General features: G+C 64.1%; 27 protein-coding genes and 1 pseudogene. 13 read left to right on the top strand and 15 right to left on the bottom strand.

The window, feature by feature from the left end:
• The first annotated feature begins 87 nt into the window (after nucleotides 1–87).
• Nucleotides 88–843: an alpha/beta hydrolase gene (locus IVA81_RS36045; RefSeq protein ID WP_247327046.1), complete on the top strand. Its 756-nt coding sequence runs from the start codon at nucleotides 88–90 to the stop codon at nucleotides 841–843.
• A gap of 152 nt (nucleotides 844–995) precedes the next feature.
• Nucleotides 996–1,673: a hypothetical protein gene (locus IVA81_RS36050; RefSeq protein WP_247327049.1), complete on the top strand. Its 678-nt coding sequence runs from the start codon at nucleotides 996–998 to the stop codon at nucleotides 1,671–1,673.
• A 197-nt stretch (nucleotides 1,674–1,870) separates the two neighbouring features.
• Here the strand turns inward: IVA81_RS36050 and IVA81_RS36055 are convergent, their stop codons facing one another.
• The gene (locus IVA81_RS36055) at nucleotides 1,871–3,229 is read right to left on the bottom strand and encodes a hypothetical protein (RefSeq protein WP_247327051.1); all 1,359 of its coding nucleotides are present in this window, start codon (nucleotides 3,227–3,229) and stop codon (nucleotides 1,871–1,873) included.
• A gap of 291 nt (nucleotides 3,230–3,520) precedes the next feature.
• Between IVA81_RS36055 and cysE the strand changes: the two genes are divergently transcribed.
• Both cysE and IVA81_RS36065 read left to right on the top strand, forming a co-directional pair.
• On the top strand, nucleotides 3,521–4,345 hold the full coding sequence (gene cysE / locus IVA81_RS36060) for a serine O-acetyltransferase (protein ID WP_247327054.1): 825 nt from the start codon (nucleotides 3,521–3,523) through the stop codon (nucleotides 4,343–4,345).
• A gap of 133 nt (nucleotides 4,346–4,478) precedes the next feature.
• A complete protein-coding gene (locus IVA81_RS36065; RefSeq protein ID WP_007602550.1) occupies nucleotides 4,479–4,697 on the top strand; it encodes a DUF3126 family protein in 219 nt (72 codons plus the stop codon).
• Nucleotides 4,698–4,733: 36 nt separating this feature from the next.
• Here IVA81_RS36065 and IVA81_RS36070 read toward each other — a convergent pair whose 3' ends face one another.
• From IVA81_RS36070 to IVA81_RS36080, 3 genes are read right to left on the bottom strand one after another with little or no spacing between them, the layout of a single operon-like run.
• On the bottom strand, nucleotides 4,734–6,062 hold the full coding sequence (locus tag IVA81_RS36070; RefSeq protein WP_247327059.1) for an FAD-dependent oxidoreductase: 1,329 nt from the start codon (nucleotides 6,060–6,062) through the stop codon (nucleotides 4,734–4,736).
• On the bottom strand, nucleotides 6,059–6,364 hold the full coding sequence (locus IVA81_RS36075) for a ferredoxin family protein (RefSeq protein ID WP_247327062.1): 306 nt from the start codon (nucleotides 6,362–6,364) through the stop codon (nucleotides 6,059–6,061). Before IVA81_RS36075 ends, IVA81_RS36070 begins: the two co-directional genes overlap by 4 nt.
• A gap of 2 nt (nucleotides 6,365–6,366) precedes the next feature.
• On the bottom strand, nucleotides 6,367–8,553 hold the full coding sequence (locus IVA81_RS36080; protein ID WP_247327065.1) for a molybdopterin oxidoreductase family protein: 2,187 nt from the start codon (nucleotides 8,551–8,553) through the stop codon (nucleotides 6,367–6,369).
• On the opposite strand from IVA81_RS36080, the gene IVA81_RS36085 reads away from it, so the two are divergent.
• A complete protein-coding gene (locus IVA81_RS36085; RefSeq protein ID WP_247327067.1) occupies nucleotides 8,495–9,643 on the top strand; it encodes an AraC family transcriptional regulator in 1,149 nt (382 codons plus the stop codon). The two genes, IVA81_RS36080 and IVA81_RS36085, sit on opposite strands and share 59 nt — an antisense overlap.
• Before the next feature lie 216 nt (nucleotides 9,644–9,859).
• Here IVA81_RS36085 and IVA81_RS36090 read toward each other — a convergent pair whose 3' ends face one another.
• Nucleotides 9,860–10,567, bottom strand: coding sequence for a hypothetical protein (locus IVA81_RS36090; protein ID WP_247327134.1), 708 nt, complete (start codon nucleotides 10,565–10,567; stop codon nucleotides 9,860–9,862).
• Nucleotides 10,568–10,790: 223 nt separating this feature from the next.
• On the opposite strand from IVA81_RS36090, the gene IVA81_RS36095 reads away from it, so the two are divergent.
• Nucleotides 10,791–11,120 carry a hypothetical protein gene (locus tag IVA81_RS36095; protein ID WP_128920939.1) on the top strand — a complete coding sequence of 110 codons (330 nt, stop codon included), beginning with the start codon at nucleotides 10,791–10,793 and terminating at the stop codon, nucleotides 11,118–11,120.
• 86 nt (nucleotides 11,121–11,206) lie between these two features.
• Nucleotides 11,207–11,737, top strand: a complete 531-nt coding sequence (locus IVA81_RS36100) for a gamma carbonic anhydrase family protein (RefSeq protein ID WP_247327069.1) — start codon at nucleotides 11,207–11,209, stop codon at nucleotides 11,735–11,737.
• 49 nt (nucleotides 11,738–11,786) lie between these two features.
• Here the strand turns inward: IVA81_RS36100 and IVA81_RS36105 are convergent, their stop codons facing one another.
• Complete coding sequence (locus IVA81_RS36105) at nucleotides 11,787–11,951, bottom strand: hypothetical protein (protein WP_247327071.1); 165 nt, start codon at nucleotides 11,949–11,951, stop codon at nucleotides 11,787–11,789.
• On the bottom strand, nucleotides 11,948–12,178 hold the full coding sequence (locus IVA81_RS36110; protein WP_247327073.1) for a hypothetical protein: 231 nt from the start codon (nucleotides 12,176–12,178) through the stop codon (nucleotides 11,948–11,950). The genes IVA81_RS36105 and IVA81_RS36110 overlap by 4 nt, the downstream gene beginning before the upstream one ends.
• Before the next feature lie 96 nt (nucleotides 12,179–12,274).
• On the opposite strand from IVA81_RS36110, the gene IVA81_RS36115 reads away from it, so the two are divergent.
• A complete protein-coding gene (locus IVA81_RS36115; RefSeq protein WP_247327075.1) occupies nucleotides 12,275–12,604 on the top strand; it encodes a hypothetical protein in 330 nt (109 codons plus the stop codon).
• 104 nt (nucleotides 12,605–12,708) lie between these two features.
• Nucleotides 12,709–13,059, top strand: a complete 351-nt coding sequence (locus tag IVA81_RS36120) for a hypothetical protein (protein WP_247327135.1) — start codon at nucleotides 12,709–12,711, stop codon at nucleotides 13,057–13,059.
• 176 nt (nucleotides 13,060–13,235) lie between these two features.
• Here the strand turns inward: IVA81_RS36120 and IVA81_RS36125 are convergent, their stop codons facing one another.
• From IVA81_RS36125 to IVA81_RS36150, 6 genes are all read right to left on the bottom strand, one after another.
• Nucleotides 13,236–13,730 carry a hypothetical protein gene (locus tag IVA81_RS36125; protein WP_247327078.1) on the bottom strand — a complete coding sequence of 165 codons (495 nt, stop codon included), beginning with the start codon at nucleotides 13,728–13,730 and terminating at the stop codon, nucleotides 13,236–13,238.
• Nucleotides 13,731–13,908: 178 nt separating this feature from the next.
• A complete protein-coding gene (locus IVA81_RS36130) occupies nucleotides 13,909–14,640 on the bottom strand; it encodes an aspartate/glutamate racemase family protein (RefSeq protein WP_247327080.1) in 732 nt (243 codons plus the stop codon).
• Between the two features lie 17 nt (nucleotides 14,641–14,657).
• Nucleotides 14,658–15,536 (bottom strand): ABC transporter permease, encoded by an 879-nt coding sequence (locus tag IVA81_RS36135; RefSeq protein WP_247327082.1) that lies wholly within the window; start codon nucleotides 15,534–15,536, stop codon nucleotides 14,658–14,660.
• Nucleotides 15,537–15,539: 3 nt separating this feature from the next.
• Nucleotides 15,540–16,499, bottom strand: a complete 960-nt coding sequence (locus IVA81_RS36140) for an ABC transporter permease (protein WP_247327136.1) — start codon at nucleotides 16,497–16,499, stop codon at nucleotides 15,540–15,542.
• Nucleotides 16,499–17,788, bottom strand: a complete 1,290-nt coding sequence (locus tag IVA81_RS36145; RefSeq protein ID WP_247327084.1) for a PotD/PotF family extracellular solute-binding protein — start codon at nucleotides 17,786–17,788, stop codon at nucleotides 16,499–16,501. Before IVA81_RS36145 ends, IVA81_RS36140 begins: the two co-directional genes overlap by 1 nt.
• 42 nt (nucleotides 17,789–17,830) lie before the next feature.
• A complete protein-coding gene (locus IVA81_RS36150; protein WP_247327086.1) occupies nucleotides 17,831–18,817 on the bottom strand; it encodes an ABC transporter ATP-binding protein in 987 nt (328 codons plus the stop codon).
• A gap of 270 nt (nucleotides 18,818–19,087) precedes the next feature.
• On the opposite strand from IVA81_RS36150, the gene IVA81_RS36155 reads away from it, so the two are divergent.
• The gene (locus tag IVA81_RS36155) at nucleotides 19,088–19,795 is read left to right on the top strand and encodes a GntR family transcriptional regulator (RefSeq protein WP_247327088.1); all 708 of its coding nucleotides are present in this window, start codon (nucleotides 19,088–19,090) and stop codon (nucleotides 19,793–19,795) included.
• A 39-nt stretch (nucleotides 19,796–19,834) separates the two neighbouring features.
• Here IVA81_RS36155 and IVA81_RS36160 read toward each other — a convergent pair whose 3' ends face one another.
• Nucleotides 19,835–20,770, bottom strand: a complete 936-nt coding sequence (locus IVA81_RS36160) for a tripartite tricarboxylate transporter substrate binding protein (RefSeq protein WP_247327090.1) — start codon at nucleotides 20,768–20,770, stop codon at nucleotides 19,835–19,837.
• Nucleotides 20,771–21,046: 276 nt separating this feature from the next.
• On the opposite strand from IVA81_RS36160, the pseudogene IVA81_RS40775 reads away from it, so the two are divergent.
• Nucleotides 21,047–21,139: pseudogene (locus IVA81_RS40775) on the top strand (GntR family transcriptional regulator); the annotation flags it as partial.
• 16 nt (nucleotides 21,140–21,155) lie between these two features.
• Here the strand turns inward: IVA81_RS40775 and IVA81_RS36165 are convergent.
• Nucleotides 21,156–21,434 (bottom strand): hypothetical protein, encoded by a 279-nt coding sequence (locus IVA81_RS36165; protein ID WP_247327092.1) that lies wholly within the window; start codon nucleotides 21,432–21,434, stop codon nucleotides 21,156–21,158.
• A 290-nt stretch (nucleotides 21,435–21,724) separates the two neighbouring features.
• On the opposite strand from IVA81_RS36165, the gene IVA81_RS36170 reads away from it, so the two are divergent.
• Both IVA81_RS36170 and IVA81_RS36175 read left to right on the top strand, forming a co-directional pair.
• Nucleotides 21,725–23,128 carry an amidohydrolase family protein gene (locus tag IVA81_RS36170; protein ID WP_247327094.1) on the top strand — a complete coding sequence of 468 codons (1,404 nt, stop codon included), beginning with the start codon at nucleotides 21,725–21,727 and terminating at the stop codon, nucleotides 23,126–23,128.
• A gap of 341 nt (nucleotides 23,129–23,469) precedes the next feature.
• Complete coding sequence (locus IVA81_RS36175; protein WP_247327095.1) at nucleotides 23,470–25,224, top strand: CYTH and CHAD domain-containing protein; 1,755 nt, start codon at nucleotides 23,470–23,472, stop codon at nucleotides 25,222–25,224.
• Nucleotides 25,225–25,294 lie beyond the last annotated feature (70 nt).

Raw genomic sequence — 25,294 nt, forward strand, 5'->3', positions numbered from 1 at the left:
GCATGATGTTGCCGGAAAACCGCTGCACAGTTTTGCGGATCGTGCTCTAACACCAACCATTCCCCTCAAGACCTCACGGAACTGATGATGCCGAGCTTTCACAACGGCGCCGTTGAAATTGCCTATCTCGATGAAGGCGAGGGGGATCCGATCATCCTGGTGCACGGCTTTGCCTCGAGCAAGAACGTGAACTGGGTCTATCCGACCTGGGTTTCGGAGCTGCGCAAGAACGGCCGCCGCGTCATTGCGCTCGACAATCGTGGCCACGGGGAAAGCGCAAAGCTCTACGAGCCTGCGCAATATTCGATTCCCGTCATGGCCGGCGACGTGCTCGCGCTGATGGATCACCTCGCCATCCCGCAGGCCGACATCATGGGCTATTCGATGGGCGGACGGATGGCGGCCTGGCTGTCCCTCAACGAGCCGCAGCGCCTGCGCTCGGCGATCCTCGGCGGTATCGGCATCGGCGGCCTGATCGAGGGCACTGGCCCCGGCGAGAACGTCGCCAAGGCGCTGGAGGCGCCCGCGTTGGATGACGTCACCGAACCCATGGGGCGCACCTTTCGCGCCTTCGCGGACCAGACCCGTTCCGACCGTCGCGCCCTTGCCGCCTGCCTGCGCGGCACGCGCGAGCTGATGACGAGGCAGCAAGCTGCACGCATCGAGGTGCCGGTGCTGATCGCGGTCGGCACCGCCGACGACGTCGCAGGCTCCGCCGGCGCGCTCGGCGCGATCATCCCCGGCTCGGAAGTGCTCGACATTCCGAACCGCGACCACATGCGCGCGGTCGGCGACAAGGTCTACAAGACCGGCGTGCTGGATTTTCTGTCACGGCTGGGGTGAGGCACAAAGCGCCACGGGGGTGGTCTGATGCCTCTCATCCAAAGAATGCCATGAACGATTGTCGCGCTGGGCCGACCAAAGCCAAGTGAAGGCGGTGGGGTGAGGGAGGCTCCTCCACACTCAGCTATGGTGATCGCAGGAGATAGACTGACGTGTCCGATACCCAGAATCTGACCCCAGCGCATGCAAGGCAATTCGGAGTTGATGGTCGAAAGACGCTCTTCTTGCTGCTTCTCCTTTTCGCGATCCCCGCGGACGACTGTTCCGCGCAGACACCGCCGCCGCCAGCCGACGAACGTGCGTTCGAGCGCGTGCAGCCGACGGTCGTGAAGAGATTGGCGACCCGCTTTTCGCTAGGCGCATTCGCCGGCCGCTTCGAGGAGACGCCGCTCGGCGCAATCCGCGAAGCCGTGGGCGAAGGGACCATCCAACATCAGGGCCATGCTGGAGGTAGCATTTATTGGCTGTGTTACAGGCGCGCGCAGCATCGATTGTGGGTCGTGTCCCACGGAGAGATGGGCGGCCCGGACCATCTCGTCGCAGAGATCGTGGAAGAGCTCACCGAGAAAGACACCGAGACCTCGACCGATTGCGCCATCATCCCGGAAAAGTTCGCGCCCGTCGTCTTCGACGGCAAGCTGCATTTGGGTATGTCGCGTTCGGAGGTAGTCACGGCGCTGGGACCGCCGTCGAAGTCGGAAGCTGCTCAGATGGTGTATTATCACGAAGGAAAGCTCGCAGACGGTTTCGATGAGGCCGCGTGGTTCGTTCTCCGATTTCGTGAGGAAAAGCTCGTGTCCATGCGCGGGGGCAAGACCACGACGAATTGAAGTGGCTGCTACCAGCGTTCAAGCTTCACAGCGTGATGCACGCAAGTCACGCTCGCTCACAAAAGCTACTCGCTTGCGGCGTCCACTACGGGTTGCCGACGCGGATAGGCTGTCGAATGCCAAGCCTAGGTGTTCATTTTCGATGAAAGCGATCGCTGCTCGCACGATACCAAGCGCGATGCCCCTTCATCCCAATCTCATCGCGCCTTGACGTCGTCCCCAAACCGCCGCGCCAGCGCCATCAGCACCACGAAGGTCGCAACCCACACCATCCGCGCGCCGTAGCGGTCGTGCGGGCCGGAGATGACGCCGCAGATGAAGGCGTTGCCGAGCAGAGCCAGCGTCACGGTCGCTGCCAGCAGCGTCAGATCGTCCAGCCGACGGTTTGCGAGCGCATGGCCGAGCAGTGCGAGCAGCGCCAGCATCGAGGCCAGCGCCACCGGCACGTGCAGCCAGTTGATGGTGTCGAAATTGACACCCCAGTGCTGCTGCCGCGCGGCGCGCATCGGCGCGGCCTGTGCGGGGACGTAGCGCTCGATGATGCCGCGGGTGTGCGGGATCCAGCCGTTGGTGCCTTCGCCGGTCGCGACATGCAGCAATTGCTGGCCCATCGCCCGCAGCGCCGCGCCGGCCTGCCAGGCCGGATAATCCGCGAGCGAATGCACGACGATGTAACCCATCTCCTCGTTCATGCCTTCGAAGCGGCCGAGCGTGTTGAACATGCTCTTGCCCCACAGGAACTCGTCGGCGCTCGCCGGCAGCTCGTTGCGATAGGGGCAGAGCTTGTAGCGCTCGCGAGGGCAATGATCGCTAAGGTAGCGCGCGACGATGCCGTCCTGCATCATGCGGCCGAAGGCGACGCCGTAGCCGCCGGGCGTCCAGGCCAACTTGCCGGACAACGCATAATTCGCCGACACCAGCATCAGGCCGCCCACGACGATGGTGAGGCTCGCCTGCGCCAATCCGGCAAGCGGAAGCCGCTTCTTGAGAAACGGCCGTGCCATCCAGCCGGCGGCACAGAGGCCGAGCAGCACGCCGAGCGTCGCGCTGTGGGTCGCGGCGGCAAAGGCGGTGAAGACGAACAGCGAGGTCTTTTCGAGCGTCGATGTCCGTTGCCCGCCGACGACAAGCAGGAACAGCGACAGCACCGAGAGTCCGGCAAAGATGTCCGTAAGCAGCATGCTCGCAAGCCAGGGCAGGGCGGTCGACACGATCAGGAGCAGGCAGATCGCGACGAAGCGGAATGTCTGCATCATCGAGTGCACGCGAAGGGTGAGCTGCAACAGCCACAGCGCCGCCAGCGACTGGACCGCGAGGTTGATCCAGAAACCAAAACTCTCGCCATAGTGCAGATAGAGGCCGAACACCGTGGAGCGGCTGGGGACGAGATAGCCCTCGTACCAGCGCGCCAGATAGCCGCCGGTATCCCATTGCAACAGCGGATAGCCGTTCCAGAACGCCGGCGCGATCATCAGAAGGGGCAGGGCCACGGCCGCCAGACGCAGCCAAAACGTACCCGCGGCGCGCGCGCGCAATTGCTCGGTGGTGATGCTCAAATCTGCTTCCGTCCTCGCTTGCGACCATGCCCGCAATAACGGTCGGCAGAGAATTCACCAATAGTTTGACGCCGCCCGGCTTGAATTTGGCAAAACTCTGACCACTTTGAGCCGACCTTACCGCTTGGGGGCGTCAGAAGAAGCCGTTGTGTTTCAACGTCTTGGCGTGCTTTCGCGAGGCAAGGTGCTGTTCACTCTCAGGCAAGCCCGTCGGGACTTTGTCGCCTAGACTATGCTATAGAGCCGGTAAAGCGGGCCCATTCGAAAGAGCAAATCCCAGAGAGCAAATCCATGGCAGTGCATCAGGTCAATCCGGGAGGAAAGCTCGCATCGCTCGATCCGATATGGGACCGGATCCGGGGCGAAGCGGAGGACATCGTGCGTCGCGAGCCGGAGCTTGCGACCTTCATCTATTCGGCGGTGCTGCATCACGGCCGCCTGGAGGACTCAGTGGTCCACCGCGTCGCCGAACGGCTCGATCACTCCGCCCTGTCGGGCGACCTCGTGCGCCAGACCTATGGCGAGGCGTTGCGCGACGATCCCGATCTCGGGAATGCCTTTCGTGCCGATCTCGTTGCCGTCTACGATCGCGATCCCGCGACTTCGCGCTTCATCGATCCCTTGCTCTACTTCAAGGGCTTTCACGCGATCCAGACCCATCGCCTCGCGCACTGGCTCTATCTGAAGGGCCGCAAGGATTTCGCGTATTATCTCCAGAGCCGCGCCTCCGCGGTGTTCCAGACCGACGTCAATCCCGCCGCGCGCATCGGCCGCGGCATCTTCCTCGATCACGCCACCGGCTTCGTCTGCGGCGAGACCGCCATCATCGAGGACGATGTCTCGATCCTGCACGGCGTCACGCTTGGTGGCACCGGCAAGGAGAACGAGGACCGTCATCCGAAGATCCGCCATGGCGTGCTGATCGGCGCCGGCGCCAAGATCCTCGGCAACATCGAGGTCGGCCATTGCGCGCGCATCGCCGCCGGCTCGGTCGTGGTCAAGCCCGTACCGCACAACGTCACGGTCGCGGGCGTGCCCGCCAAGATCGTCGGCGAGGCCGGCTGCGCCGAGCCGTCGCGCACCATGGATCAGATGATCAACGCGATGGGGCTTTGAGACCCGGCTTTGACGTTGAAAAGGGGCCGGATTTTCCGGCCCTTTTGATCCCCAAATTCTTTGGCAATTCATGCTGGCGGTTCGTCGCGTCTCGTCCTAAAACCCGCCGACCATTTTCGATCGGAGACTTGCCGTGGACGTCAAAGAAGTCAGAAAGCTCGACGCATATCTGAAGCGCGTATTCGGCAATCCCAAGATCCGCGTCGTGCCGCGGCCGAAGAAGGACGATTCCGCCGAGGTCTATATCGGCGAGGAGTTCATCGGCGTGCTGTTCGTCGACGACGAGGACGACGATCGCTCGTTCCAGTTCCAGATGGCGATCCTCGAGGACGATCTCGTCGATCAGGAGTAGGCGCGAAGCGCCGCTGCGGCGTTGTGGCCCGTCGGGTCAGGCGCCCATCGCCGCGATCATGTCGGGAACCGTGACGAACTTCTCCCGTGGCTTGCCGAGCGGGGCTCCCTTGCGTTTCTCGGCTGTATCGATCGCCATCCAGTCAGGGTAGCTCACGACGCGTGCCACGCGGCTGGCGATCCGTGCAAGCAGTGCGTCGGGCGCATCCGAACGGGTCCGCTGATGGGCAAAGTCGGCCAGGACGGCCTCCGCCGTGGCCATCCCGCAGCCGCGATTGGTGCCGATCGTGCCGCTCGGCCCGCGCTTGCTCCACCCGCAGACATAGAGCCCCTCGATCACGGAATGCCCCGACGTAACGCGCCCATCGATGTTCGCGTGGACGCCGCGCTGTGCGTCATAGGGAACGCCGGCGATAGGCGTCGTCCTGCGGCCAATGCTGCCGAACGAGAGGCCGCACGCGATCTCCTCGATGGCACCCGACCGGCTCCCGAGCGCGACCGTCTCGACCCGGCCGTGTCCCTTGATTGCGACGGGAGAGAGACCAAAACGAAAGAGACAGCGCCTTGGCCTGGTCGCGGTCTGCCGCGAAAACGCGCGCAGCAGCGAGAGTTTTTCGGCGAGCTCCTGATCCCCGGAAATCTGCGGCTCGAATTCGTCCGGGCCGATCCCGCGGTCGTCGACCAGCGTGTCGCATGCGCTCAGTTCGAGGAAATCACGCAATTCCTTAGCGGTGAATTTCGCCTGCGCCGGCCCGCCGCGGCCGACGATGACGATCTGGCGAATCCGGCTCTCCGCCAGAACTTCGAGCGCGTGCCGCGCGATGTCGGTCTGGCGTAGCTCGTCGGCGGACTTGGCGAGAATGCGTGCGACGTCGAGAGCGACGTTGCCATGGCCGATGATCACCGCCGCCTCGTGCTCGAGATCGAATTTGAGATCGGCGAATTCGGGGTGGCCGTTGTACCACGCGACGAAATCGCCGGCGCTGTGGCTCCCTGGCAGCGCCTCGCCCGGAACGTCCAGAGGCCGGCTCAGTTCGGCGCCGGTCGCGAGCACGACGGCGTCATAGGCCTCGCGGAGCTCGTCGACCGTGACATCGTCTCCAATCGTGACGCCGCCGACGAAACGAAAACCAGGCGTTCTCGCGATCCTGTCGAAGGCGATCGTGACTTGCTTGAGCTTTGGATGGTCGGGAGCGACGCCGAACCGCACCAGCCCGTAGGGCACCGGCAGCCGCTCGAACATGTCGACGGTCACAGATGCGTCGGAGCGCAGCAGCGCTTCGGCGGCGTAGAAGCCGCCCGGTCCGCTGCCGACGACAGCGACGCGGAACTTGCCCGCCTCGACCTCTGAGGCTCGTTCCGTCATCGGCCCAGCGCCACCCTACGCTCGTCGGCGCCCGGCAGAGGCGCCAGACGTGCGCTGACGACGGGAGTTTCGGCCGCGCGCTTGCGATTGACGTCGATCCAGAATTTCTTGTCCGCAGCCAGACGATAGTCGGGCTCGATCGCGCCGACCGGGCAGGCCGGCGCGCAGCCACCGCAATCGATGCAGTTTTCCGGGTCGATATAGGTCATGGCGTCGTCGAGGTGGAAACATTCCACCGGGCAGACGGTGACGCATTCCGTGTATCGGCAGCCGCGGCAATTGTCAGTGACCACGTAAGTCATCGTCAGGCTCCGCTGGCTTGGACGGCACTGGCTTGGACGGCACTGACTTGGATGCCACTGACTTGGATGCCGCTGACCTGGACGAGGATGTCGGAGAAGGTCGGCGCGCGACCGAGGTCGGCGAAGGCTGGGGGCGTCAGCGCGTGGACGGTCGCTCCCTTGCGGTTGGATCGTTGCCAGTAGCCCGACGGCGCCACCACGACGCCCGGCATGATGTCGGGGGAAACGGTCGCGAATGCCTCGAACGAGCCGCGATCGTTGAACACGCGGATGGGTGCGCCTGCGATGATGCCCCGTTGTGCCGCATCGTCAGGGTTGAGAAGCACCGCCTGTTCCTCGCCGGCCTGCGCGGTTTGCGCCGGCAGGTTGCCGTAGTTCGAATTCAGGAAGGCGTGGCTCTTCGGTGAAATCAGGCTGAGCGGATAGTGGGTCGCCAGCGCGGGCGCCGAGCGCGGGTTCTCGTTCGGCCGGATGTAGTGAGGCAGGGGATCGACCGGCGCGCCGTCCTGGTCGCCATTGTAGCCCTGGCGGAACAGCGGCACCACGAAGTTGCCTCCGCCGGCGATCGTCGACTTGAACTCGCACTTGCCGGAGGCGGTCGGAAAGTTGCCCTCGCGGTGCGGTGCCCAGTCGGCGGGCGCGGGCATGTTGAGGCGCACATAGCCCTTGGCCTTGACGTCCTCGAGCGAGATGCCATCGAGCACCGGGCTGCTCCAGTCGAGCGATGCGGCGATCATCTCCTCGTCGGACCGGAAGAAGGCCGGGTCCGTGATGCCCATCGCGCGCGCGAGGCGGCGGAACAGCTCGGTGTTCGGAACGGCTTCGCCGAGCGGCTCGATCGCCTGGTTGTTGTAGGAGAGGTAAAGGTGTCCCCACGAGAACAGGATGTCCTTCTGCTCGAGCTGCGTGGTCGCAGGCAGAACGATGTCGGCATACCTGGCGGTGTCGGTCAGGAAATGCTCGCTGACGACCGTGAAGAGATCCTCGCGTTCCAGGCCCTTTTCGAGCTTGCCCTGTTCGGTCACCATCGCCATCGGATTGGCGTTGTAGACGAACAGCGCCTTGATCGGTGGATCGAAGCCGAGCTCGCCCGTCAGCGCCGCTCCGAGGCGCCAGGAATTGAGCACGCGCATTTTTTCCGGCTGGAGATCGGGACGCATCAGCACGTCCCATCTGACCGGGAATGCCCAGATCGGAAGCTGGAGCAGGCCGCCGCCGACATGCTTCCATGCGCCGATCAAGCCGGGAAGACAGGCGATCGCGCGCACGGTCTGGCCTCCGCCGGCATGCCGCTCGACCGCGACGCCGATGCGCACGACGGCCGGAGGTGTCGTGGCATATTCCCGCGCCAGCCTGATGATATCGTCGACGGGAATGCCAGTTTCCTCGGAGGCAAATTCGGGTGTGTAGATCGACGCTCGCTCGGCCAGCTCGTCATATCCGACGGTGTGCTTGTCGACGTAGTCGCGATCGACCAAGTTCTCCTTGATGATGACGTGGATCATTGCGAGCGCGAGCGCAGCGTCGGTGCCGGGACGGATCGGAATGTGCCAGTCGGCGAGGCGCGCCGTGCGGGTGCGGACGGGATCGATCACCACGAGCTTGGCACCGGCCTTCTTCGCCTGCTCGATGAACGGCCAGTGATGCGAGTTCGTGCTCAGCGTATTGCAGGCCCACAGGATGATGTATTTCGAGTGCACGAAGCTCTCGGGGTCGACGCCGGGGGTATGCCCGATCGTCATCATGTAGGCGGTGCACGAGGCGGAATCGCAGAACGTGCGCTCGAGCACCGTTGCGCCGAGCTTGTTGAAGAGGGGATCTCCGACGTTCAGCCCGTTGATGATGCCCTGGGTGCCCAGATAGCTGTAGGGCAGGATCGCCTGCGCGCCGTGCTCGGCGATAGTGGATGTCCATCGCGATGCGATGGTTTCGAGGGCCTCATCCCAGGAGATCGGCTGAAACTGTCCGGCGCCCTTCGGGCCGACCCGTTTCAGCGGATGGAGGACGCGCTTGTCGCTGTAGACGCGCTCCTCGTAGTTGTTGACCTTGACGCAGAGCCGTCCGCGCGTGAACGGATGATCGGGATTGCCGCGCACGGCAATCGCCTTGCCATCCTCGACCGTGGTCAGGATGGAGCAGGTGTCCGGGCAATCGTGGGGGCACGCGCCTATTACCGTGGTTCGGGACATGGACCTCCTCCTGATTCAAGATGGCGCCGAGCATGCGGCGCCCGGGCACGACCTGGCTTTTCCAAACGTGCGGTGTTGTTGTCCCGGACTGCTCTCGACCCGTGGACGGCTGGTCGGATCTCTGGCATGGTTATTGCTGGACCTAGCAATACCGTTGCCCCCACGTCGCGCTATCTGGCGGAGATTCACGATGGGCATGCTTGGCAACTCTGTCGATAAATATGTGACCGGCAGAATGCTTCAGACGTCCAACGACCGGCGATGGTCGCACCTCCTCGCCGAGCGATGGAGCCATGAGCCCGGCGACCTGCCACCACAATTGCCGCGGGACACCGAGATCGCAATCCTGCTCCGTGGCAACTCGGTCGTCGACCGCGAAGGCGCCGGCATGCGGCAGCGCACCTTCGGCAGAAGGGGCACCGTGTGGCTTTGCCCGGCCGGCATCCGCGAGGACTTCATTCGGGTCGAGAACCAGATGCAGGAATGCCTGCATCTCTTCCTTCCCGGCAAGCCGTTCGACGACACCATGCTCAGGGACCTCGACATCGACCCGTCGGGAATCTCGATCCGCTATGAGACCATTGATCAGGACATGTTCATCGAGCATGTCGCGGACCGGATCCTGGCTGAACTCGAACAGGAGACCTCCACCGGCCGGCTCCTGATCGAAAGCCTGGGGCGCGCGTTGTCAGCCCATCTGGTGCACAGCTACTCGGCCACCGCGGTCACGCTCCGGCAGTTCAATGCCGGTCAAAGGCCGCTCGACGCCAAACGGCTGTCGCGCGTGACCGAGTTCATCGATGCATCCGTCGAGCGCGATTTCACGGTCAAGGATCTGGCATCGGTGGCGTGCATGAGCCCGGCGCATTTCTCGCGGAGCTTCAAGGCGGCGACCGGGGTCGCGCCGCATGAATATGTCAGCCGGCAGCGTCTCGATCTCGCCAAGCGGCTCTTGTCCACCAGCGATCGTCCGCTGGTCGATATCGCCTATGCCACCGGATTTTCGTCGCAGGCCAATTTCAATCGTGCGTTCCGCAAGTCGGCCGGGACAACGCCAAGCCTTTACCGGGCGCAGAAGATCCGCGACTGACGCGGCGGGGGTGCTGACGGTCAAGAGCATCTCGCGTCGGCTGTGAAGGTCGCTTCGTCGGCACCCCATGATGCCATCATGCCCCTGTTTTGCCCGACGGGTCAAGGCGCGATTCGTAAAATACGAAAAGCCTCGATGCTGCCGATGCTTGGCTACTGTGCATGGGGTTGTTTTCGCGGTTTTTGTTTTAGGTAGCTCGCGGCAGGGCAGGGCCGCTCAACCCTTCGGCCCGCGCAGCTGCGCGGTCAGCTTCTCCATCGCATCCGCCACGTCACGCCATTGCGACAACCAGCTGCGCGGAAAGCGGAAGGTGAGGTCGGCGCCGCCGACGCGGCGCTCCGAGAGACACATGCCGGGCGTCGCAGCATCGCGGGTGCAGCGCGCGGTCAGCGCCGGGCTTGCGGCGGAATAGAGGTCCTCGTTGCCGTAAGGGGTGTCCGTGCGGAACATCCGCATCGTCAGGCCGTCCACGGGCATCGCCGCGGCTTGGTCGAGGTAGCGCGGATAGATCGTGGCCGTTCGCTGCTCGGGCGCGAGCGCATCGTGATGAGCTGCGATCGACAGGAAGATGCGGTCGATCGATTGCACCGCCGCTTCCACGGTGTCGGCGGTGACATGCTTCGGCGTGCCGGGCGGTTCCAGCGAAGGATAGAGGAAGTCGAGGTCGATGCGCTCCTGAGGTCCGGAGTGCCGCTGGATCTTCATGCGGATCGCAGTCATGGGCAGGTTGAACAACGTGCCGCCGACGCTCACCGGCAGCTTGTCCGGGGCGTTCGCGCCGCGGGTGCCCCAGGTCGGCCACAACAAATAGGCGACGAGCGCGACCGCGCATGCCGCGGCAATGCCGCCGAGCACGATCGGGAGGACATGCGCCCGGGTGCGGGTACGGGGGGACCTAAGGGGAGCTGCCGAAAACACCGTCATGAGCAAGCGCAAGTCGAGCCGGACGTCGGCCGGTGGCCGACGAATCAGCGGCGAATATGCCATGCGGCGGCGATTTCGCGGAGCGTTCCCGGCTGCGGGGAGCGGGGACGGCCCTGCGTGGGAGGGACAGCGCTGTTAACCTTCCCTTAAGGATAATGTAGCGTTAACCAGCACTATTTGTCACAGGAAGGCACCTCGCGTTGCGTAAGGGCGGACCGTTCCGATGACACCTGAAGCTCTCAATACTTTCTTCTCGATCTGCATTGGTTTCGCGCTCGCGGGCGCGCTCGTGAACGGATACCAGGCGCTGGCGCAGCGGCCCGCCGGCTTCGGCCTGTTGCAGGACGGCGTGGCGCCGAAGACCTTCGCGGCGGTTCCGTTCCTGGTGTTCGCCGCGCCCTTCATCATCATGCGCAACACGCTCCGCGGCATGCGCGTGGAAAGCCGCCGCGCCGAGTTCGTGATGATGGCGACCCTCATCGCCGGCTTCTGGAGCATGATGAGCGGCACCTTCTTCCTGATGACGCTGCGCGCGGCCGGCGTTCTGGGCTGACGCCCGGCAGGACCGTCCAGCGGGGCGGCCTTTGCCTCTTCGCGGCCGTTTCGCTATGGCTGAGGTCGACGTGACAGGAGACCCCCATGGCGATCTACGAGCTCGACGGGCAGGCGCCCGACCTTCCCGCCGACGGCAATTATTTCATCGCCGAGACCGCCACCGTGATCGGCCGCGTGCGCCTGAAGCCGGGTGCGAGCGTCTGGTTCGGTGCCGTGCTGCGCGGCGACAATGAGTGGATCGAGATCGGCGAGGGCGCCAATGTGCAGGACGGCTCGACCTGCCACACCGATCTCGGCTTTCCGCTTGTCATCGGCCGGAACTGCACGGTCGGCCATAACGTCATCCTGCATGGCTGCACCATCGAGGAGGGCGCGTTGATCGGCATGGGCTCGATCGTGATGAACGGCGCCAAGATTGGCCGCAACAGCATCGTCGGTGCCGGTTCCGTCATCACCGAGGGCAAGGAATTTCCTGAACGTTCCCTGATCATCGGCTCACCGGCGCGTGTGATCCGCACGCTCGACGACGCCCAGGTCCAGAAGATGGGGAGTGCGGCCAAGTTCTACGTCGCGAACGGTCCGCGCTTCAAGAAGGGCCTGAAGCGGATCGGTTGACACATCGGCAGTCTCCCGGCCGCGCCCACGCGCGATCCGGAGCGGCGCGTCAGCGCCCCTCGGATTCGGTCGCTTCGATCGCACCTGCGGCCTTCTCGTGGCCGGCGGCCCACAGCGCATGATCGTCGCTGCCGTCGAGATACGGATTGGCCTCAGCCGGAATGTTGTCGCGCGCGGCGCGTTCGCCCTCCGCAGCGGGATCGCGATCGGTCATGGTGATCTGGCCTTTCTGGGTTTGGGACGCGTGGCCGGCTTGTCCGCTTCACGGCCGATCCTGGCGCTCTTGCGCAACGCGTCCCGGAGATCGATGGGAATGCCATGCTTCTTCAGGAGGTCGGCAAAGGCTTCGTCCGCGAGCTCCTGAAACGTCGCCATCCTGTCCCGTCCCAACTGCTTGAGCTTGTCGAACGTGTCCTCGTCGAACGCGATCAGTTTGCGCATGATCGTGCCTGCCTCCTCGTTTTCAAGCTGATGTGACGGCATTTGTTCCGGAACTGGACTTCGCCGAGGCGGTTGACCGGTAAAGGAGAATCTCCGATGGCCGCATCGTCCGCAACCGCCTCAATCAAGACCATGATCCTGATCTTCGCGCTCGCGGCGGTGCCGGCCGTCGCCTTCGCGCAGGCGACCGGCGGTTCTGCCGGATCGACCGGCAGCTCTACCGGAGGCTCTGCGGGATCGACCGGAGGTGTCGCCAACTCGCCGGCTCCTCCGCCCGGCACCAACAGCCTCGGGACGGCTCAGTCATCCGGGCCGGGCTCCGGCGTGACCACCGGCTCCGGCACCGGTGGGGCTGCTGATGCCACCGTCAACGCCGAGAATCGCATGCTCGACAAGAAGCTCAAGAGCATCTGCCGCGGCTGCTGAATGCTCGCGCGGAAGTGAGACAGTGTGGCTGTCCGGAATGCCCAAGTGACGTTAGCTTGGTCCTGCTTTGAAGCGTGGAGCGTGTCCACGCGGAGGATCGAGTGATGTTACGCAGGATGATGATGGCGGTACTGGCCGTCGCGGCAATCGGGCTGTCGGCGCCGCAGGTGGCCCAGGCGCGGGGATTCGGACATGGCGGCTGGGGCCATGGTGGCGGCTGGGGCCGCGGTGGCCATTGGCATGGCGGCGGCTTCTGGCCAGGCGTCGCGATCGGGGCGGGTCTCGCCGGTGCCGGCTATTACGGCGCCTATTATGGCTACGGCTCCCCCTATTACGGTGATCCCTACTATTATGGTACCGGCTACAACGATGGCTATGGCGGCTGCTACGTCGCGCGAAAGCGCGTCATGACGCCAGCAGGCTGGCGTACCCGCCGCGTGGATGTCTGCGAATAGCGTCCCCACAAAAAAACAAGGTCGTTGACGCAGTATACCGTCAACGACCTTGCCAGCCCCGGACATTGAAATCGGCTCACGCCATCCGGTGACCGCGAGCATCGCGCGGAATCATCCGGACGAATGTGATCCAGTTCACAAGTGGCGAAAATAAAGCCCGGCCGCGTAGGGGCCGTTTAGCCGCGCGAGCGTTTGCGCGCGCTGGCGTGGACGCGGTGCCGCGCCGGTTTCCTGCGGGTAACCGCCGGCGCTTCAACCTCGGTCGCTCGCGCGCTGGCAAACGATTGCCGCAGGCCGTCGATGGACTCGTTCAGCGATGCGACCTGCTCGGACAGACGCTTGGTGTCGGCCTGCTGCGCCGCCATCAGCCGCTTCATGGTCTGAAGCTGATCCTGCACCACCTGGAGCTGGTCGATCGATTCCTGCTGGGTCGCCTCCAGCCCCTTGGTCTTCTCGACGAGCTGCTCGGACGCCTGGGCGGTCCGCGCCTGCAGCTGCCGCGATGCCACCACCCGGTCGGGCTCGGGTGCTGCGCCGGTATAGGCCCGCCAGATCGCGATCGAGGTCACCCCCGCGATCAGGAGCAGGAGCGCTGCGGCGGTCAGCGCGATGGGCTGGGCGCCGAGACGGAGAAGGGGGTTGGACGGTGTGTCCTGTGCGAGATCGATCATCGCTGACAAAACCCAAATTGAAACTTGGTGAGTGGCGAAGACCGGCAGCCCTGAGGCCGCCGGGGCGTCCCGAAAGCGTTACATTTCGGCAAGGAATGGGACCAAAAAGAGGCTAAGGGCGAAAAAACCAGTATTCAGCAGGCCTTGCGGCCTCCGAATGCCCCGACAAGAGCCTCATTCAGGGCTGAAATTGCGAAAACGGCCCGGAATAGGTCTTCGAGCGCGGCGCGGCATAGGGGCCGAGCCGGGAGGTCTTCAGCCCCAGCCGCACCAGTGATTCCGCCAGCGTCACCGCCGCAGTGACGCCGTCAATCACGGGCAGGCCGTGTGTGGCGGCGAGCTCAGCGGCGAGATCGGCCATGCCGGCGCAGCCGAGCACGATGGCTTCGGCGCGGTCGTCACGGATCGCGGCCGTGATCTCCGCGGAGATCTTCGCGAGCGCATCGGTGTTGCGCTCCTCGAGCGCCAGCACTGGCACGTCGGCGGCGCGGACGCGGGCGCAGCGATCACTGAGGCCGTATTTCCGTAAATTGTGCTCGATCGGCACGATGGAGACACCGAGCGTCGTCACCACGGCAAAGCGGGCGGCGACCAGGCTCGCCATGTGGAAACCGGCTTCACCGATGCCGATCACCGGCGCTTTTGCGGCGGCGCGCGCGGCGTCGAGCCCGGTGTCGTCGAAGCAGGCGATGATGTGAGCCTCCGCGCCGTCGCCATCAGCCTCGCGGATGCAGCCGAGCATGCCGGGGACGGCGAAGGCTTCGTCGTAAAATCCCTCGATCGAGACCGGGCCCATCGTCGGCTGGCGCGCGTCGATCACCGTGCCGGGCAGGGCGACGCTGCGAGCCGCAGCGGCGATCTTCGCTGTCATGGATGCAGTGGTGTTGGGATTGACGATGTGCAGTCGCATCGGATCAGACAAGCCCCTTAGACGAGTCCCTTACCGGCGTCCGAGCCCTTGGCCGCCTGCCGCTGGTTGAGCATGTGGATGGTGCCGAGCGCAAGCGTGATCACCGTGAACGACACCGCCGAGATCACGGTGCCGAGCGCATAGATGTCAGGGTTCGTCACGGTGGTGGTGAGACCCTGCAGATCCAGCGGCAACGTATTCACCGCCCCGATCGCCTGGCTGGAGCGGGCGAGCTCGTCCCAGGACAGCGTGAAGCCGAACAGGCCGATGCCGATCACCGAGGGCAGGATGATCGGCAGCACGACATGCCGGAACGTCTGCCACGGCGTCGCACCGAGATCGCGCGCGGCTTCCTCGAGCCTCGGGTCGAAGCGGTTGAAGATCGCGAACATGATGAGGAGGCCGAACGGCAGCGTCCAGGTCAGGTGCGCGCCCAGCCCGGAGGTGAGCAGGCCCATCGAGGTCTCGAAATTCTCGTTCCAATGCGCCTTGATCAGGTCGTCGATGATGCGGAATTCAAGCGAGATGCCGAGCGAGGTGATGATCGAGGGCACGATCAGGCTCGCGATCGCCGAGTAAAACAAAACGCTTTGCGCCCTAAACTTCCTGCGGAAGGCCATGCCGGCGGCGACCGAGAGCACGACGGTGACACTCATCACGATGATGCCGAGCAGCAGTGAGCGCCGGAAGGCCGCGCCGAGATCGACGATGCCGGTGCCCTGGAACAGTTTTGCGATCCAGAAGGTCGACACGCCGTTCATCGGGAAGGTGAGGCCGCCCTGGGGTCCCTGGAACGACAGCACGTAGATCGCAATCATCGGACCGTAGAGAAACAGCACATAGGCCGCGAAGAAGATCGCGAGCACGTAGAACGAGCGCGGGCGTCCTTCCTTCATGCTCTAGAGCTCCTTCTTGATGTCGACGATGCGCGACATCATGGAGATGATCAGGAAGGTGATGGCGAGCAGGATCACGGCGTTGGCGGCTGCCGCCGGGAATTGCAACGCGTTGACGCGCGTCTCGATGATCTTGCCGGCCGCCGCGATCTGCTGGCCGCCCATCACGCCGATGGTGATGAAGTCGCCCATCACGATGGTGATGACGAAGATCGAGCCGATCACGATGCCGGGTTTTGCGAGCGGAATGATGACGTTGACGAGGGTCTGGAATCCGGTCGCGCCGGCATCATAGGCCGCCTCGATCAGCGATTTGTCGATGCGCACCATGGAATTGAAGATCGGCACCACCATGAAGAAGGTGAAGAGGTGCACCAGCGCCAGCACAACGGAGAATTCGGAGAACAGCAGCCATTCGATCGGATGGTTGATCAGCCCTGTCTTGACGAGGCCGGAATTCACCAGCCCGTTGCGCCCGAGCAGCGGGATCCAGGCGATCATGCGGATGACGTTGGAGGTCCAGAACGGGATCGTGCAGAGCAGCGACAAGCCCATCTGCCAGGTCTTGGACTTGACGTGGAAGGCGAGGAAGTAGGCGACCCAGAAGCCGATGAACAGCGTGATCGCCCAGACCAGGAAGCAGAGTTTTAGCGTCTTCAGGTAGGTCTTGCCGATGGTGCAGAGATCGGGGAGCTGCGCAATGCAGCCCTCGAACGTGTCGGTGTAGCCGCGGCCCGAGAAGACCGGCAACAACTGGTATTCGTTGTAATCCCAGAACGAGACGATAACGACGAACACCAGCGGAATGAGGAAGAAGGCGAGAAACACCAGCATCATCGGCCCGGCCTGGAGCCAGGAGACGAAGGAGGGCGACAGGCGCGTCACTTTCGCGGCGCGCGCTGTGCCCGACCCCGGGATCAAGCCCGGGGACGCCTGTTGCAGGATGTCCTCTGACGTATCCATCACGCCGCGATGAACTCATTCCACTTGCGGACCATGTAGTCGTTCTCGTCCATCACCGCGTTCCAGCAGGCGACGCCGCCCATGCGATCCTCATAGGAGCCGCCGTCGCGCACCGCGCCGGCCTTCTCCAGCAGCGAGCCGTCGGGCGCCTTGATGTCCTTCTCGGCCGGCTTGCCTTCCATCCAATAGGCCCATTCGTAGGGCTCCATATGCGCCTTCGCGGTCGAGAGCACGGCGGAGTAGTAGCCCTGGCGGTTGAGATAGGCGCCGGCATAGCCTGATAGAAACCAGTTGACGAATTCGTAGGCCCATTCGAGCTTCGCACCCGACACGCCTTTGGAGACGCAGAAGCCGGAGGCCCAGGAGCGATAGCCTTCCTTCAGCGGCTGGAAGGTGCAGGCGATCCCCATCGAGCGCACCTTCGTCACCGCCGGCGACCACATCGACTGGATCACGGTCTCGCCCGAGGCCATCAGGTTGACGCTCTCGTTGAAGTCCTTCCAGAATGCGCGGAACTGGCCGGCCTTCTTGGCCTCGGTCATCACCTTCATGGTGAGATCGATCTCTTCCTTGGTCATGTTGCCCTTGTCGGCATATTTGTATTTGCCGGTGGCTTCCACGACCATCGCGGCATCCATGATGCCGATCGAGGGGATGTTGAGGATGGAGGCCTTGCCCTTGAACTCGGGATTGAGCAGCTCGGACCACGAGCTGATAGGGCGCTTGATCAGGTCGGGGCGGACGCCGAGCGTGTCGGCGTTGTAGACGGTCGGGATCAGCGTGACGAATTCAGTCGCCGACGTCGCGAACTTCCTGGAGTCCTTGCCCTCGAGATAGAGCACCTTCCAGGGCGCGGTGCCCTGGCCGCCGATCTTCTTGCCGCCGGGTGTCTCGCCCTTGGTGAAGACGGGCGTGATGTTGTCGAACTGCTTGATCTTCTTGGCATCGAGCGCAAGGATGTTGCCCGATGGCACGATCTTCTTCAGCGAGAAATATTCGGTATCCAGCACGTCGAAGGAGTTCGGCTGGGTCATCACGCGCTTGGTGACGTCGTCGGTGGTCGCGGTGATGTATTCGATCTTGATGCCGGTGTCCTTCAGGCACTGCTTGGCGATGTCGTCGCCCTCGTTTACGGCCGTGCCGAGATAGCGCAGCACCTTGGTCTCGGCCGATTTCACATAGGGAAAGCCGGTAATGGCGCCGGAGCCGGCGGCAAGGCCGGCAAGACTCGCGCTACCCTTGAGCAGGGTGCGGCGACTGAGGCCGTTTGTCCGTTTGGTCTCGCTCATGTCAGTCACTCCTCTGTTGCGCATTCCAGTGATCGATCGGCGCTATTGCAGGCGTTGCGCCTTGGCGGGATCCCAGGTGGCCAGCACACGATCGCCCGTACGGAACGGGTGGACGTCGAAGGTGGCTTCGGGAACGTGGGAGAACAGGGCCGTGCCGTCGTCGAGCGTGAGCGAGACGGCGACATAGGAGCCCTGGTACTCGGTCTGGGTCAGCAGCGCCGGCGCGCCGAACGCGCCATTGGTGAACGGCGCGATGCCGAGTTGATCGGCGCGCACGGCGATGAGGTTGCCGGCGTCGCTGAGCACGTTGTGGCCGCCGATGAAGCGCGCCACGAATTCGGTGCGGGGACGGTGGAAGATGTCACGCGCCGTGCCCTGCTGCTCGATCCGGCCGTGGTTCATCACCACGATGTGGTCGGCGAGCGCCATCGCCTCTTCCTGGCCGTGGGTGACCTGGATGAAGCTGATGCCAAGTTCGCGCTGCAGCCGCTTGAGTTCTCCGCGCATCCTCACCCGCAGGAACGGATCGAGCGCGGACAGCGGCTCGTCGAGCAAGAGGATCTGCGGCTCGGTGATCAGCGCGCGAGCGAGCGCGACGCGCTGCTGCTGGCCACCGGAGAGCTGCGCCGGTAGCCGGCCGGCATACGGGCTCATCGCCACCAGCTCCAGCAATTCGCCGGCGCGCTTGTGGCGTGTCGGCTTGTCGATGCCGCGCATCTTCAAGGCGAAGGCGACGTTGTCGAGCACGGAGAGATGCGGAAACAGCGCGTAGGACTGGAACATCATCGCCGTGCCGCGCTCGGCCGGCGGCAGGTCGGTGACGTTCTGCGCGCCGAGGATGATGTCGCCCTCGCTGACCGCCTCGTGGCCCGCGATCATCCGCAGGGTCGACGTCTTGCCGCAGCCGGACGGGCCGAGCAGGCAGCAATAGGTGCCGGCCGGGATCTTCAAATTGACGGTGTCGACCGCCAGCGTCGTGTCATAGCGCTTGGTGACGGCGACCAGTTCGAGAGCGGCGGGAGTGGCCATGGCGTGTCCAAGGAAGGGGCGGTGCTGCCGCTCTCTCCGCAAGGTCCGTGCCAATCGCCTCCCTGCTGGCCAAATTCCGAAACTGTGCAGCGGAGTCAGATCGTTAGATCGAATCCGGCACATCCGTCCTGCCCGCCCCGTGCGCAGTCATCTGCACACAAAATGGGCGAAGATTGTATAAAGTTTCGCCTGTGATTGGATACAGCTCGTCGACTAACATTCGAAACCGAACGTCGTCGATCGAGCCTTCCAACCCAACCCCTCGAACCAATGGCCGCCAAGCCCCGCCCCAAATCCGACGCGCCAGATGCGAGCGATCGCGTCAGCCGCATCCGGGAGGGTGTGACCGCGGCGATCCTCGAGCATCGCCTGCTGCCGGGCATGAAGCTCGGCGAGGACGAGATCGGCGAGATCTACGGCGCGAGCCGCACGCTGGTTCGCACTGCGCTCCAGCAGCTCGCGCATGAGGGTATCGTCAACATCGAGAAGAACCGTGGCGCCTTCGTCGCGCGGCCGACGCCTGCGGATGCCCGCGAAGTCTTCGAGGCGCGTCGCTTGATCGAGCTCACCATCGTCGATCATGCCTGTGACGCGGTGTCGCCAGCCTGGCTCGATCGTCTCCAGCGGCATCTTGCCGAGGAGCGCGAGGCCGAGCTGCGCGGCGACGCGCGCGCCTCGGTCCGGCTCTCCGGCGAGTTTCACCGGCTCATTGCCGAGATGAGCGGCCACAGCATCTATCTCGGCTTCCTGAAGGAGCTGATCGCGCGCTCCTCGCTCATCATCCTGCTCTACCGCCGTCACGACACGCCGGCCTGCGGCACCGACCACCACGCCGGCATCGTCGCCGCGATCCGCAAACGCGACAGAGAGGCCGCGCGCGCGCAGATGCTGTCGCATCTGGACGAGATCGAGGCCGAGCTGTTCCTGAAGGATCCGGCCGCCGACGAGCTGCGGCTCGCCGACGTGCTTGGGGCGTGAGCTCAACGAGGCGTTCGCTTCGGGAGGCTGCGACCAGAACTATTGCGGCTCCAATCCGAGAGTCTTGATCGATTCGAGCCAGATCGGCCCTTCCTTTTCGTAGAGCGCAACCGAGGATGCGCGGTCCATTGCCGGCGAGTCGACGCCGAAGGCATCGAGCAGCTTCTGCACACGCTCAGTCTTGCCGCCTTCGACCATCAGCCTGGCGAGCAGTTCGATCCGGTCAGCCGGCGTAGCAGCGGGTGCCACCAGCGTGGTGAAGCTGGTGAGCTGGAAGACATTGCCGGTGACCCCTTGCTCGACGAATGTTTTGGTTTCGGGAAGCTTCTTCATGCGCACCGGCGTAGGCACGGCAATCGCGCGGCCGACACCGGTGTCGAGGACCGGGAGCGCGGCCTGATAGCTGCCGACCGCCGCTTGGATGACCCCGGCTGCAAGATCCTGCCACATCGGCGCTTCGCCGCGGTAATGCACGACGGAAATATCGAGGCCGTATTGCCGGTTGAGCTCGGCGATTGCGATATGAGCGAACGAGCCGATACCGTAGGAGCCGGCCGTGACCTTGTTGCTACGTGCATACGCGACAAACTCCTCGAGCGTCTTTGCGCCGGTCGCCCTATGGGCCACCAACGGCAGGTGCCCGGAAGGCGTCACCGCGACGATCGAGAAATCCTTGTCCGGATCATAGGCCAGCGATTTCAGCAGCAGCCGGTTGCCGAGCAGCGTGGACGAGATCGTGTACATCAGCGTGTAGCCGTCCGCCGGCGAATCCTTCACCGATTGCGCCGCCAGCGCTCCGCTGGCCCCGGTTTTGTTTTCGACAATGACCGGCTGGCCGAGCTTCTGCGAAATATAGTCGCCATAGGCGCGGGCAAAGGCATCGGTGATCCCGCCCGCCGGCGTGGAGACGACGATCCTGATTGCCCGGGTGGGCCAGGCTTCGGCCCAGGCCGTTTCAGCCGCGGCCACCGTCATGCATGCAATTGCGGCAATCAAAATTCTCGCGGATGTCCGCACGTCGGCCCCCCTTTTCCTCGTGTCATTGGGCGACCGGCAGCCACCGGACCGAGGTGTCACACGGGCGAGAGGGAGCGTCAAGAAATAGAAATATTTCACTCCGTGGAAATGACTAACTTCAGCCAATTGGCACGCGCGCCTTGCGCAGCAAGCTTTTCGCCCAGCGCCTCGGCAAGTGCGGAAGCGACTTTCTTCATCGGAGGCACGAAGCGACGTACGCCGTCCTCAGTGCTGATGCTGTCGCATCTGGACGAGATTGAGGTCGAGCTGTTCCTGAAGGATCCGGTTGCAGACGAGCTGCGGCTCGCCGACGTGCTTGGGGCGTGAGCGAGCCGCATAGCGACTATGACGACGAAGATCCTTCGTTTCGTCTGACGATCTTCAGCACCAGTAAACCGGCGCCAAGGACCAGGAAGAGAACGCCAAGGAAGGTCGTGCCGCCGGATTCGAAGGTCACGCCGACTGCCGTCAGCAGGCATCCCAAGATGATCGCGAAGAGCCCGCCGAGCTTCTTGATCAGAAAGACATGTCCGTCACTCGTTTGTGCCACCATGTTACGCCTCGTTCTTTGATGTGGGGCTATCTTCTTTCTTCCGCCCCATGATTTTCGCAGCCCCTGCATGATCGTACTCCAGCGCAAGCGTATTGCAATCTGGCGTTGATTTCGTCTCGGTCGTTGTCTGCTTTTGACTAGAGCTCGATTCATGCGCGACAGTGAGGCTTACACATGTGCCGAAAATTCCCGTTGCATCGCGCGCGTGACGCATCTCTTATGGCGCTGTATGGCAGAGCTGCAGAATCTCTCTGTGGTTGCAAATTGACTTTCTGGAGTTTGCGGAATCAACTGGCGGGAGAGCGTCGAGTTCTAGAACGGAGCCGACATCAGTTGAATCCGTTCTGCGGAGTGGTGCCATGGCGCGTGCTCGAGCTGACGAACAAGAGGCGGCCTACGTCTCGACCTTGCGCCGCACCGCGCAAAGCGCGCTCTTGCGGACCGCGACAGTGCTTGGCTTGGCAAGCGCGATCCTGGGCCTGCCGTCTCAATCCTCCGCTCAACAGGATTCCGCCGTCCTGTTCCGCAACGTCCGGGTCTTCGATGGCAAGGGTGGCTTGCTCTCCGCGCCGTCCAGCGTCCTGGTCCGGAACAAGATCATCGAGAAGATCTCGACCGGCGACATGGCCGCCTCCGCTCAAGTGATCGACGGCGGCGGCCGCGTGCTGATGCCGGGCCTGATCGACGCGCATTGGCATGCGATGCTGGTGCGGCCCACACCGATGGCCGTGCTTGCGGGGGATATCGGTTACATCAATCTGCTCGCGGCCAGCGAAGCGACCGCGACGCTGATGCGTGGCTTCACCACCGTGCGCGACATGGGTGGGCCGAGCTTCGGCCTCAAGCAGGCCATCGACGAGGACCTCGTCGCAGGTCCCCGCATCTATCCCTCCGGCGCGATGATCACCATCACCAGCGGCCATGGCGACTTCCGCCAGCTCTCCGATCTGCCGCGCACGATCGGCGGGATGCTCAGCCGCATGGAGCGGATCGGCGGCAGCATGGTCGCCGACAGTCCCGACGAGGTCCGGGTGCGCGCGCGCGAGCAGCTCATGCAGGGCGCCTCGCAGGTCAAGCTGACGGCGGGCGGCGGCGTCGCTTCGCCGTTCAGTCCGCTCGATGTCTCCACCTTCACCGAGCCCGAGCTGCGCGCCGCCGTGGAAGCTGCCGACAATTGGGGGACTTATGTCGCGACCCACGCCTACACGCCGGTTGCGATCCAGCGCTCGATCGCAGCCGGCGTCAGATGCATCGAGCACGGTCATCTCATGGACGAGACGAGCGCGCGGCTGATGGCCGAGAAGGGGATCTGGCTCAGCACGCAGCCGTTTCTCGATCTCGCCCTCGCGGCGGCGCTCGGCCCCGCGGAGCAGGACAAGATGCGACAGGTGGTTGCCGGCACCGACCGCGTCTATTCCTTGGTGAAGAAGTACGGCATCAAAACCGCGTTCGGAACCGACGTCCTCTTCTCAAAGGCGCTGGCGGACAATCAGGGCGCGATGCTTGCCACCTTGACACGCTGGTACACGCCGGCCGAAGCGCTGACCATGGCTACGTCGACCAATGCGGACCTGCTGAGCCTGTCGGGCGCGCGAAATCCTTACCCAGGCCGGCTCGGCGTCGTGGAGGAAGGCGCGCTCGCCGATCTCCTGCTGATCGACGGCAATCCGCTCGACAACATCAGGGTTGTCGAGGATCCCGCGAAGAATTTTGTGGTGATCATGAAGGACGGCAGGATTTACAAGAACACGCTCGCACGCTGATGCGCGTCCGCGCGCCCGATCCTTCGAAAGCGCTGCCGGCCTGATCGTTGGGAACCGGCGTTTGCGCCGCTAGTCCATTGCGATCCTCCGGGATGACGGGGCTGCATCGGGCTTGTCATAAACTTCGCCCTGTCATCGGAGCTGGCTTCTAAGCCCCTGCAGAACCAGAAAGAATTTCTTCGGCTGCAATTTGATTCGTCATGTCGCGCCGGATTGTGACAAACCTCGGCAGCGTTGGGCGCGTCGTATGCATGATCACGCATGCGATGTAACGACTGTTCTTTGCATTCGGCTCCGGCTATATGCTGTCGCTCTGTCATTGAACTGTCATGTTACCGTAGATGCTAAAGTCAGATGCAACGCCGGCCCGCAAGACCCCGGGCGCGCCCGATGGGAGTCCTGCTCCAAAGGACAACAAGAGAACGCAAGTCGTCGCCGGCTTCCTGAGGCAAATTGAGGACGGCGCGGAACCCGCGAATGTCGAGGGCGCTGTGATTGATCAGACGCCATCGCAAGACGCGACGCCCGCGCCAACTCAGTCGGCCGCCGCCGCACGGCCTGCCGGCGAGATCGAGCTCAAGCTCATCGTCGATGCCGATCGTATGGCGCATTTCAACGCCGCGCCTGTCATCGCGGCGCACGCGCGCAACAAGGGCTCGCGAAAACATCTCAAGTCGGTCTACTACGACACGCCCGAACGCGCACTCCGGCGCAATGGCCTCAGCCTGCGCGTTCGCCAGAGCGGTGCCCGCTTCGTGCAGACCGTAAAGACCGAGGTTGCTGACGATCCGCTGCGCCGTGGCGAGTGGGAGGCGAACGTGCCGTCGCTTGCGCTCGATCTCGCGCTGGCGATGCCCTTCATTCCGGAGAAGCTTCGCAGCTCCCTCGAAGCGCATCCGCTCGAGGCCGTCTTCACCGCCGACGTCCATCGCCATGCGCGGATGATCGACCTGCCGACCGGCACGGTTGAAGTCGCGTTCGACCAGGGCGAGCTGACGGCCGGCGACCGCTCGCTGCCGGTGAGCGAGATCGAGCTCGAACTCAAGGGCGGCAGCGCGAGCACGATCTACGAGGTCGCCTTGCTGCTTGCGGAGCAGGGGGCGGTGAAGCCGTCGATCCGCACCAAGTCGGCGCGCGGCTTCGACCTTGCCGCCGACCTGGCGCCGGCGGCGCGCCGTCCGCGAAAACTTCGCCTCGATCGGTCGGTGACGCTCGACGAAGCCTTCGCGACGATCCTGCGCTCCTGCTTCCTGCATCTGCTGCAGTCGCGGCCGGCGGCCGAGGATGGCCGCAATCCGGAAGGCGTGCATCAGCTGCGCGTCTCGCTGCGCCGGCTGAGATCGGCGCTCGATCTGATGCGGTCGGTCGGGGCGCTCAATAATCTCGATGCACTGCGGTCGGAAGCAAAATGGCTTGCACAGGAGTTGTCCGCTGCCCGCGACTGGGATGTATTCCGGCTCGAGACCCTGCCGACGATCGCAAAAGCCTGTCCTGCGGTCGCAGGCTTCGATGCGCTCGGTCGGGCTGCGGCCAGGGGCCAGTCCGAGGCCTATCGCAGGGCGCATCATGCGCTCGACGATCGCCGCTCCGCCGTGTTCCTGATCGGCCTCGGTCACTGGATCGAGACGCGGGGATGGCGCAACGATGTTGCCGCCGAAGATCTCGGCCAGCTCGCCGAGCCCGCCGTCAATTTCGCGCAGCGCATTCTGTCGGAGCAGTACGCGAAGGTGCTCAAGCGCGGTCGTCGCTTCAAGTCGCTCACGATCGAGCAGCTGCACAGGGTTCGGCTCGCGACCAAGCGGCTGCGCTATCTCGGCGAATTCCTGCTGCCGCTGTATGAGGACCGCAAGTCCACGCGGCGCTTCTCGCGCCGGCTTGCCGGTCTGCAGGAGGAGCTCGGCGCCTTCAACGACATGGCGGTCACGGCATCGCTGCTCGAGGGGCTCGATGCCGAGCCCGGCAGCGCCATTGCCGCGGCGGCGATTGCCGGCTGGCAGGCGCGGGCATCCGTCGGCGTGCAGCCCGTCTTGCGAAGCACCTGGCGCGATTTCACCGGCGCGCGCGTGCCGTGGTCGCGGCAGACGCAGCAGGACTGATCGCGCATCCCCCAAAATGAGGTGCCACTCGGCGGCGCCGGATAGGAACTCTCATCCCGTCGCCTCGTTT

This window comes from Bradyrhizobium sp. 141, assembly GCF_023074055.1.
Taxonomy (GTDB): Bacteria; Pseudomonadota; Alphaproteobacteria; order Rhizobiales; family Xanthobacteraceae; genus Bradyrhizobium.

Excerpts from the sequence above, each read along its gene's own strand:
- IVA81_RS36140 (WP_247327136.1), bottom strand. The coding sequence starts at position 16,499 with ATGGATACGTCAGAGGACATCCTGCAACAGGCGTCCCCGGGCTTGATC.
- IVA81_RS36135 (WP_247327082.1), bottom strand. The coding sequence starts at position 15,536 with ATGAAGGAAGGACGCCCGCGCTCGTTCTACGTGCTCGCGATCTTCTTC.
- IVA81_RS36125 (WP_247327078.1), bottom strand. The coding sequence starts at position 13,730 with ATGATCGATCTCGCACAGGACACACCGTCCAACCCCCTTCTCCGTCTC.
- IVA81_RS36045 (WP_247327046.1), top strand. The coding sequence starts at position 88 with ATGCCGAGCTTTCACAACGGCGCCGTTGAAATTGCCTATCTCGATGAA.
- IVA81_RS36170 (WP_247327094.1), top strand. The coding sequence starts at position 21,725 with ATGGCGCGTGCTCGAGCTGACGAACAAGAGGCGGCCTACGTCTCGACC.
- IVA81_RS36075 (WP_247327062.1), bottom strand. The coding sequence starts at position 6,364 with ATGACTTACGTGGTCACTGACAATTGCCGCGGCTGCCGATACACGGAA.
- IVA81_RS36095 (WP_128920939.1), top strand. The coding sequence starts at position 10,791 with ATGACACCTGAAGCTCTCAATACTTTCTTCTCGATCTGCATTGGTTTC.
- cysE (WP_247327054.1), top strand. The coding sequence starts at position 3,521 with ATGGCAGTGCATCAGGTCAATCCGGGAGGAAAGCTCGCATCGCTCGAT.
- IVA81_RS36150 (WP_247327086.1), bottom strand. The coding sequence starts at position 18,817 with ATGGCCACTCCCGCCGCTCTCGAACTGGTCGCCGTCACCAAGCGCTAT.
- IVA81_RS36120 (WP_247327135.1), top strand. The coding sequence starts at position 12,709 with ATGTTACGCAGGATGATGATGGCGGTACTGGCCGTCGCGGCAATCGGG.
- IVA81_RS36115 (WP_247327075.1), top strand. The coding sequence starts at position 12,275 with ATGGCCGCATCGTCCGCAACCGCCTCAATCAAGACCATGATCCTGATC.
- IVA81_RS36155 (WP_247327088.1), top strand. The coding sequence starts at position 19,088 with ATGGCCGCCAAGCCCCGCCCCAAATCCGACGCGCCAGATGCGAGCGAT.
- IVA81_RS36105 (WP_247327071.1), bottom strand. The coding sequence starts at position 11,951 with ATGACCGATCGCGATCCCGCTGCGGAGGGCGAACGCGCCGCGCGCGAC.
- IVA81_RS36100 (WP_247327069.1), top strand. The coding sequence starts at position 11,207 with ATGGCGATCTACGAGCTCGACGGGCAGGCGCCCGACCTTCCCGCCGAC.
- IVA81_RS36085 (WP_247327067.1), top strand. The coding sequence starts at position 8,495 with ATGGAGCAGGTGTCCGGGCAATCGTGGGGGCACGCGCCTATTACCGTG.
- IVA81_RS36090 (WP_247327134.1), bottom strand. The coding sequence starts at position 10,567 with ATGACGGTGTTTTCGGCAGCTCCCCTTAGGTCCCCCCGTACCCGCACC.
- IVA81_RS36070 (WP_247327059.1), bottom strand. The coding sequence starts at position 6,062 with ATGACGGAACGAGCCTCAGAGGTCGAGGCGGGCAAGTTCCGCGTCGCT.
- IVA81_RS36145 (WP_247327084.1), bottom strand. The coding sequence starts at position 17,788 with ATGAGCGAGACCAAACGGACAAACGGCCTCAGTCGCCGCACCCTGCTC.
- IVA81_RS36165 (WP_247327092.1), bottom strand. The coding sequence starts at position 21,434 with ATGCAGGGGCTGCGAAAATCATGGGGCGGAAGAAAGAAGATAGCCCCA.
- IVA81_RS36110 (WP_247327073.1), bottom strand. The coding sequence starts at position 12,178 with ATGCGCAAACTGATCGCGTTCGACGAGGACACGTTCGACAAGCTCAAG.
- IVA81_RS36160 (WP_247327090.1), bottom strand. The coding sequence starts at position 20,770 with ATGACGGTGGCCGCGGCTGAAACGGCCTGGGCCGAAGCCTGGCCCACC.
- IVA81_RS36175 (WP_247327095.1), top strand. The coding sequence starts at position 23,470 with ATGCTAAAGTCAGATGCAACGCCGGCCCGCAAGACCCCGGGCGCGCCC.
- IVA81_RS36130 (WP_247327080.1), bottom strand. The coding sequence starts at position 14,640 with ATGCGACTGCACATCGTCAATCCCAACACCACTGCATCCATGACAGCG.
- IVA81_RS36080 (WP_247327065.1), bottom strand. The coding sequence starts at position 8,553 with ATGTCCCGAACCACGGTAATAGGCGCGTGCCCCCACGATTGCCCGGAC.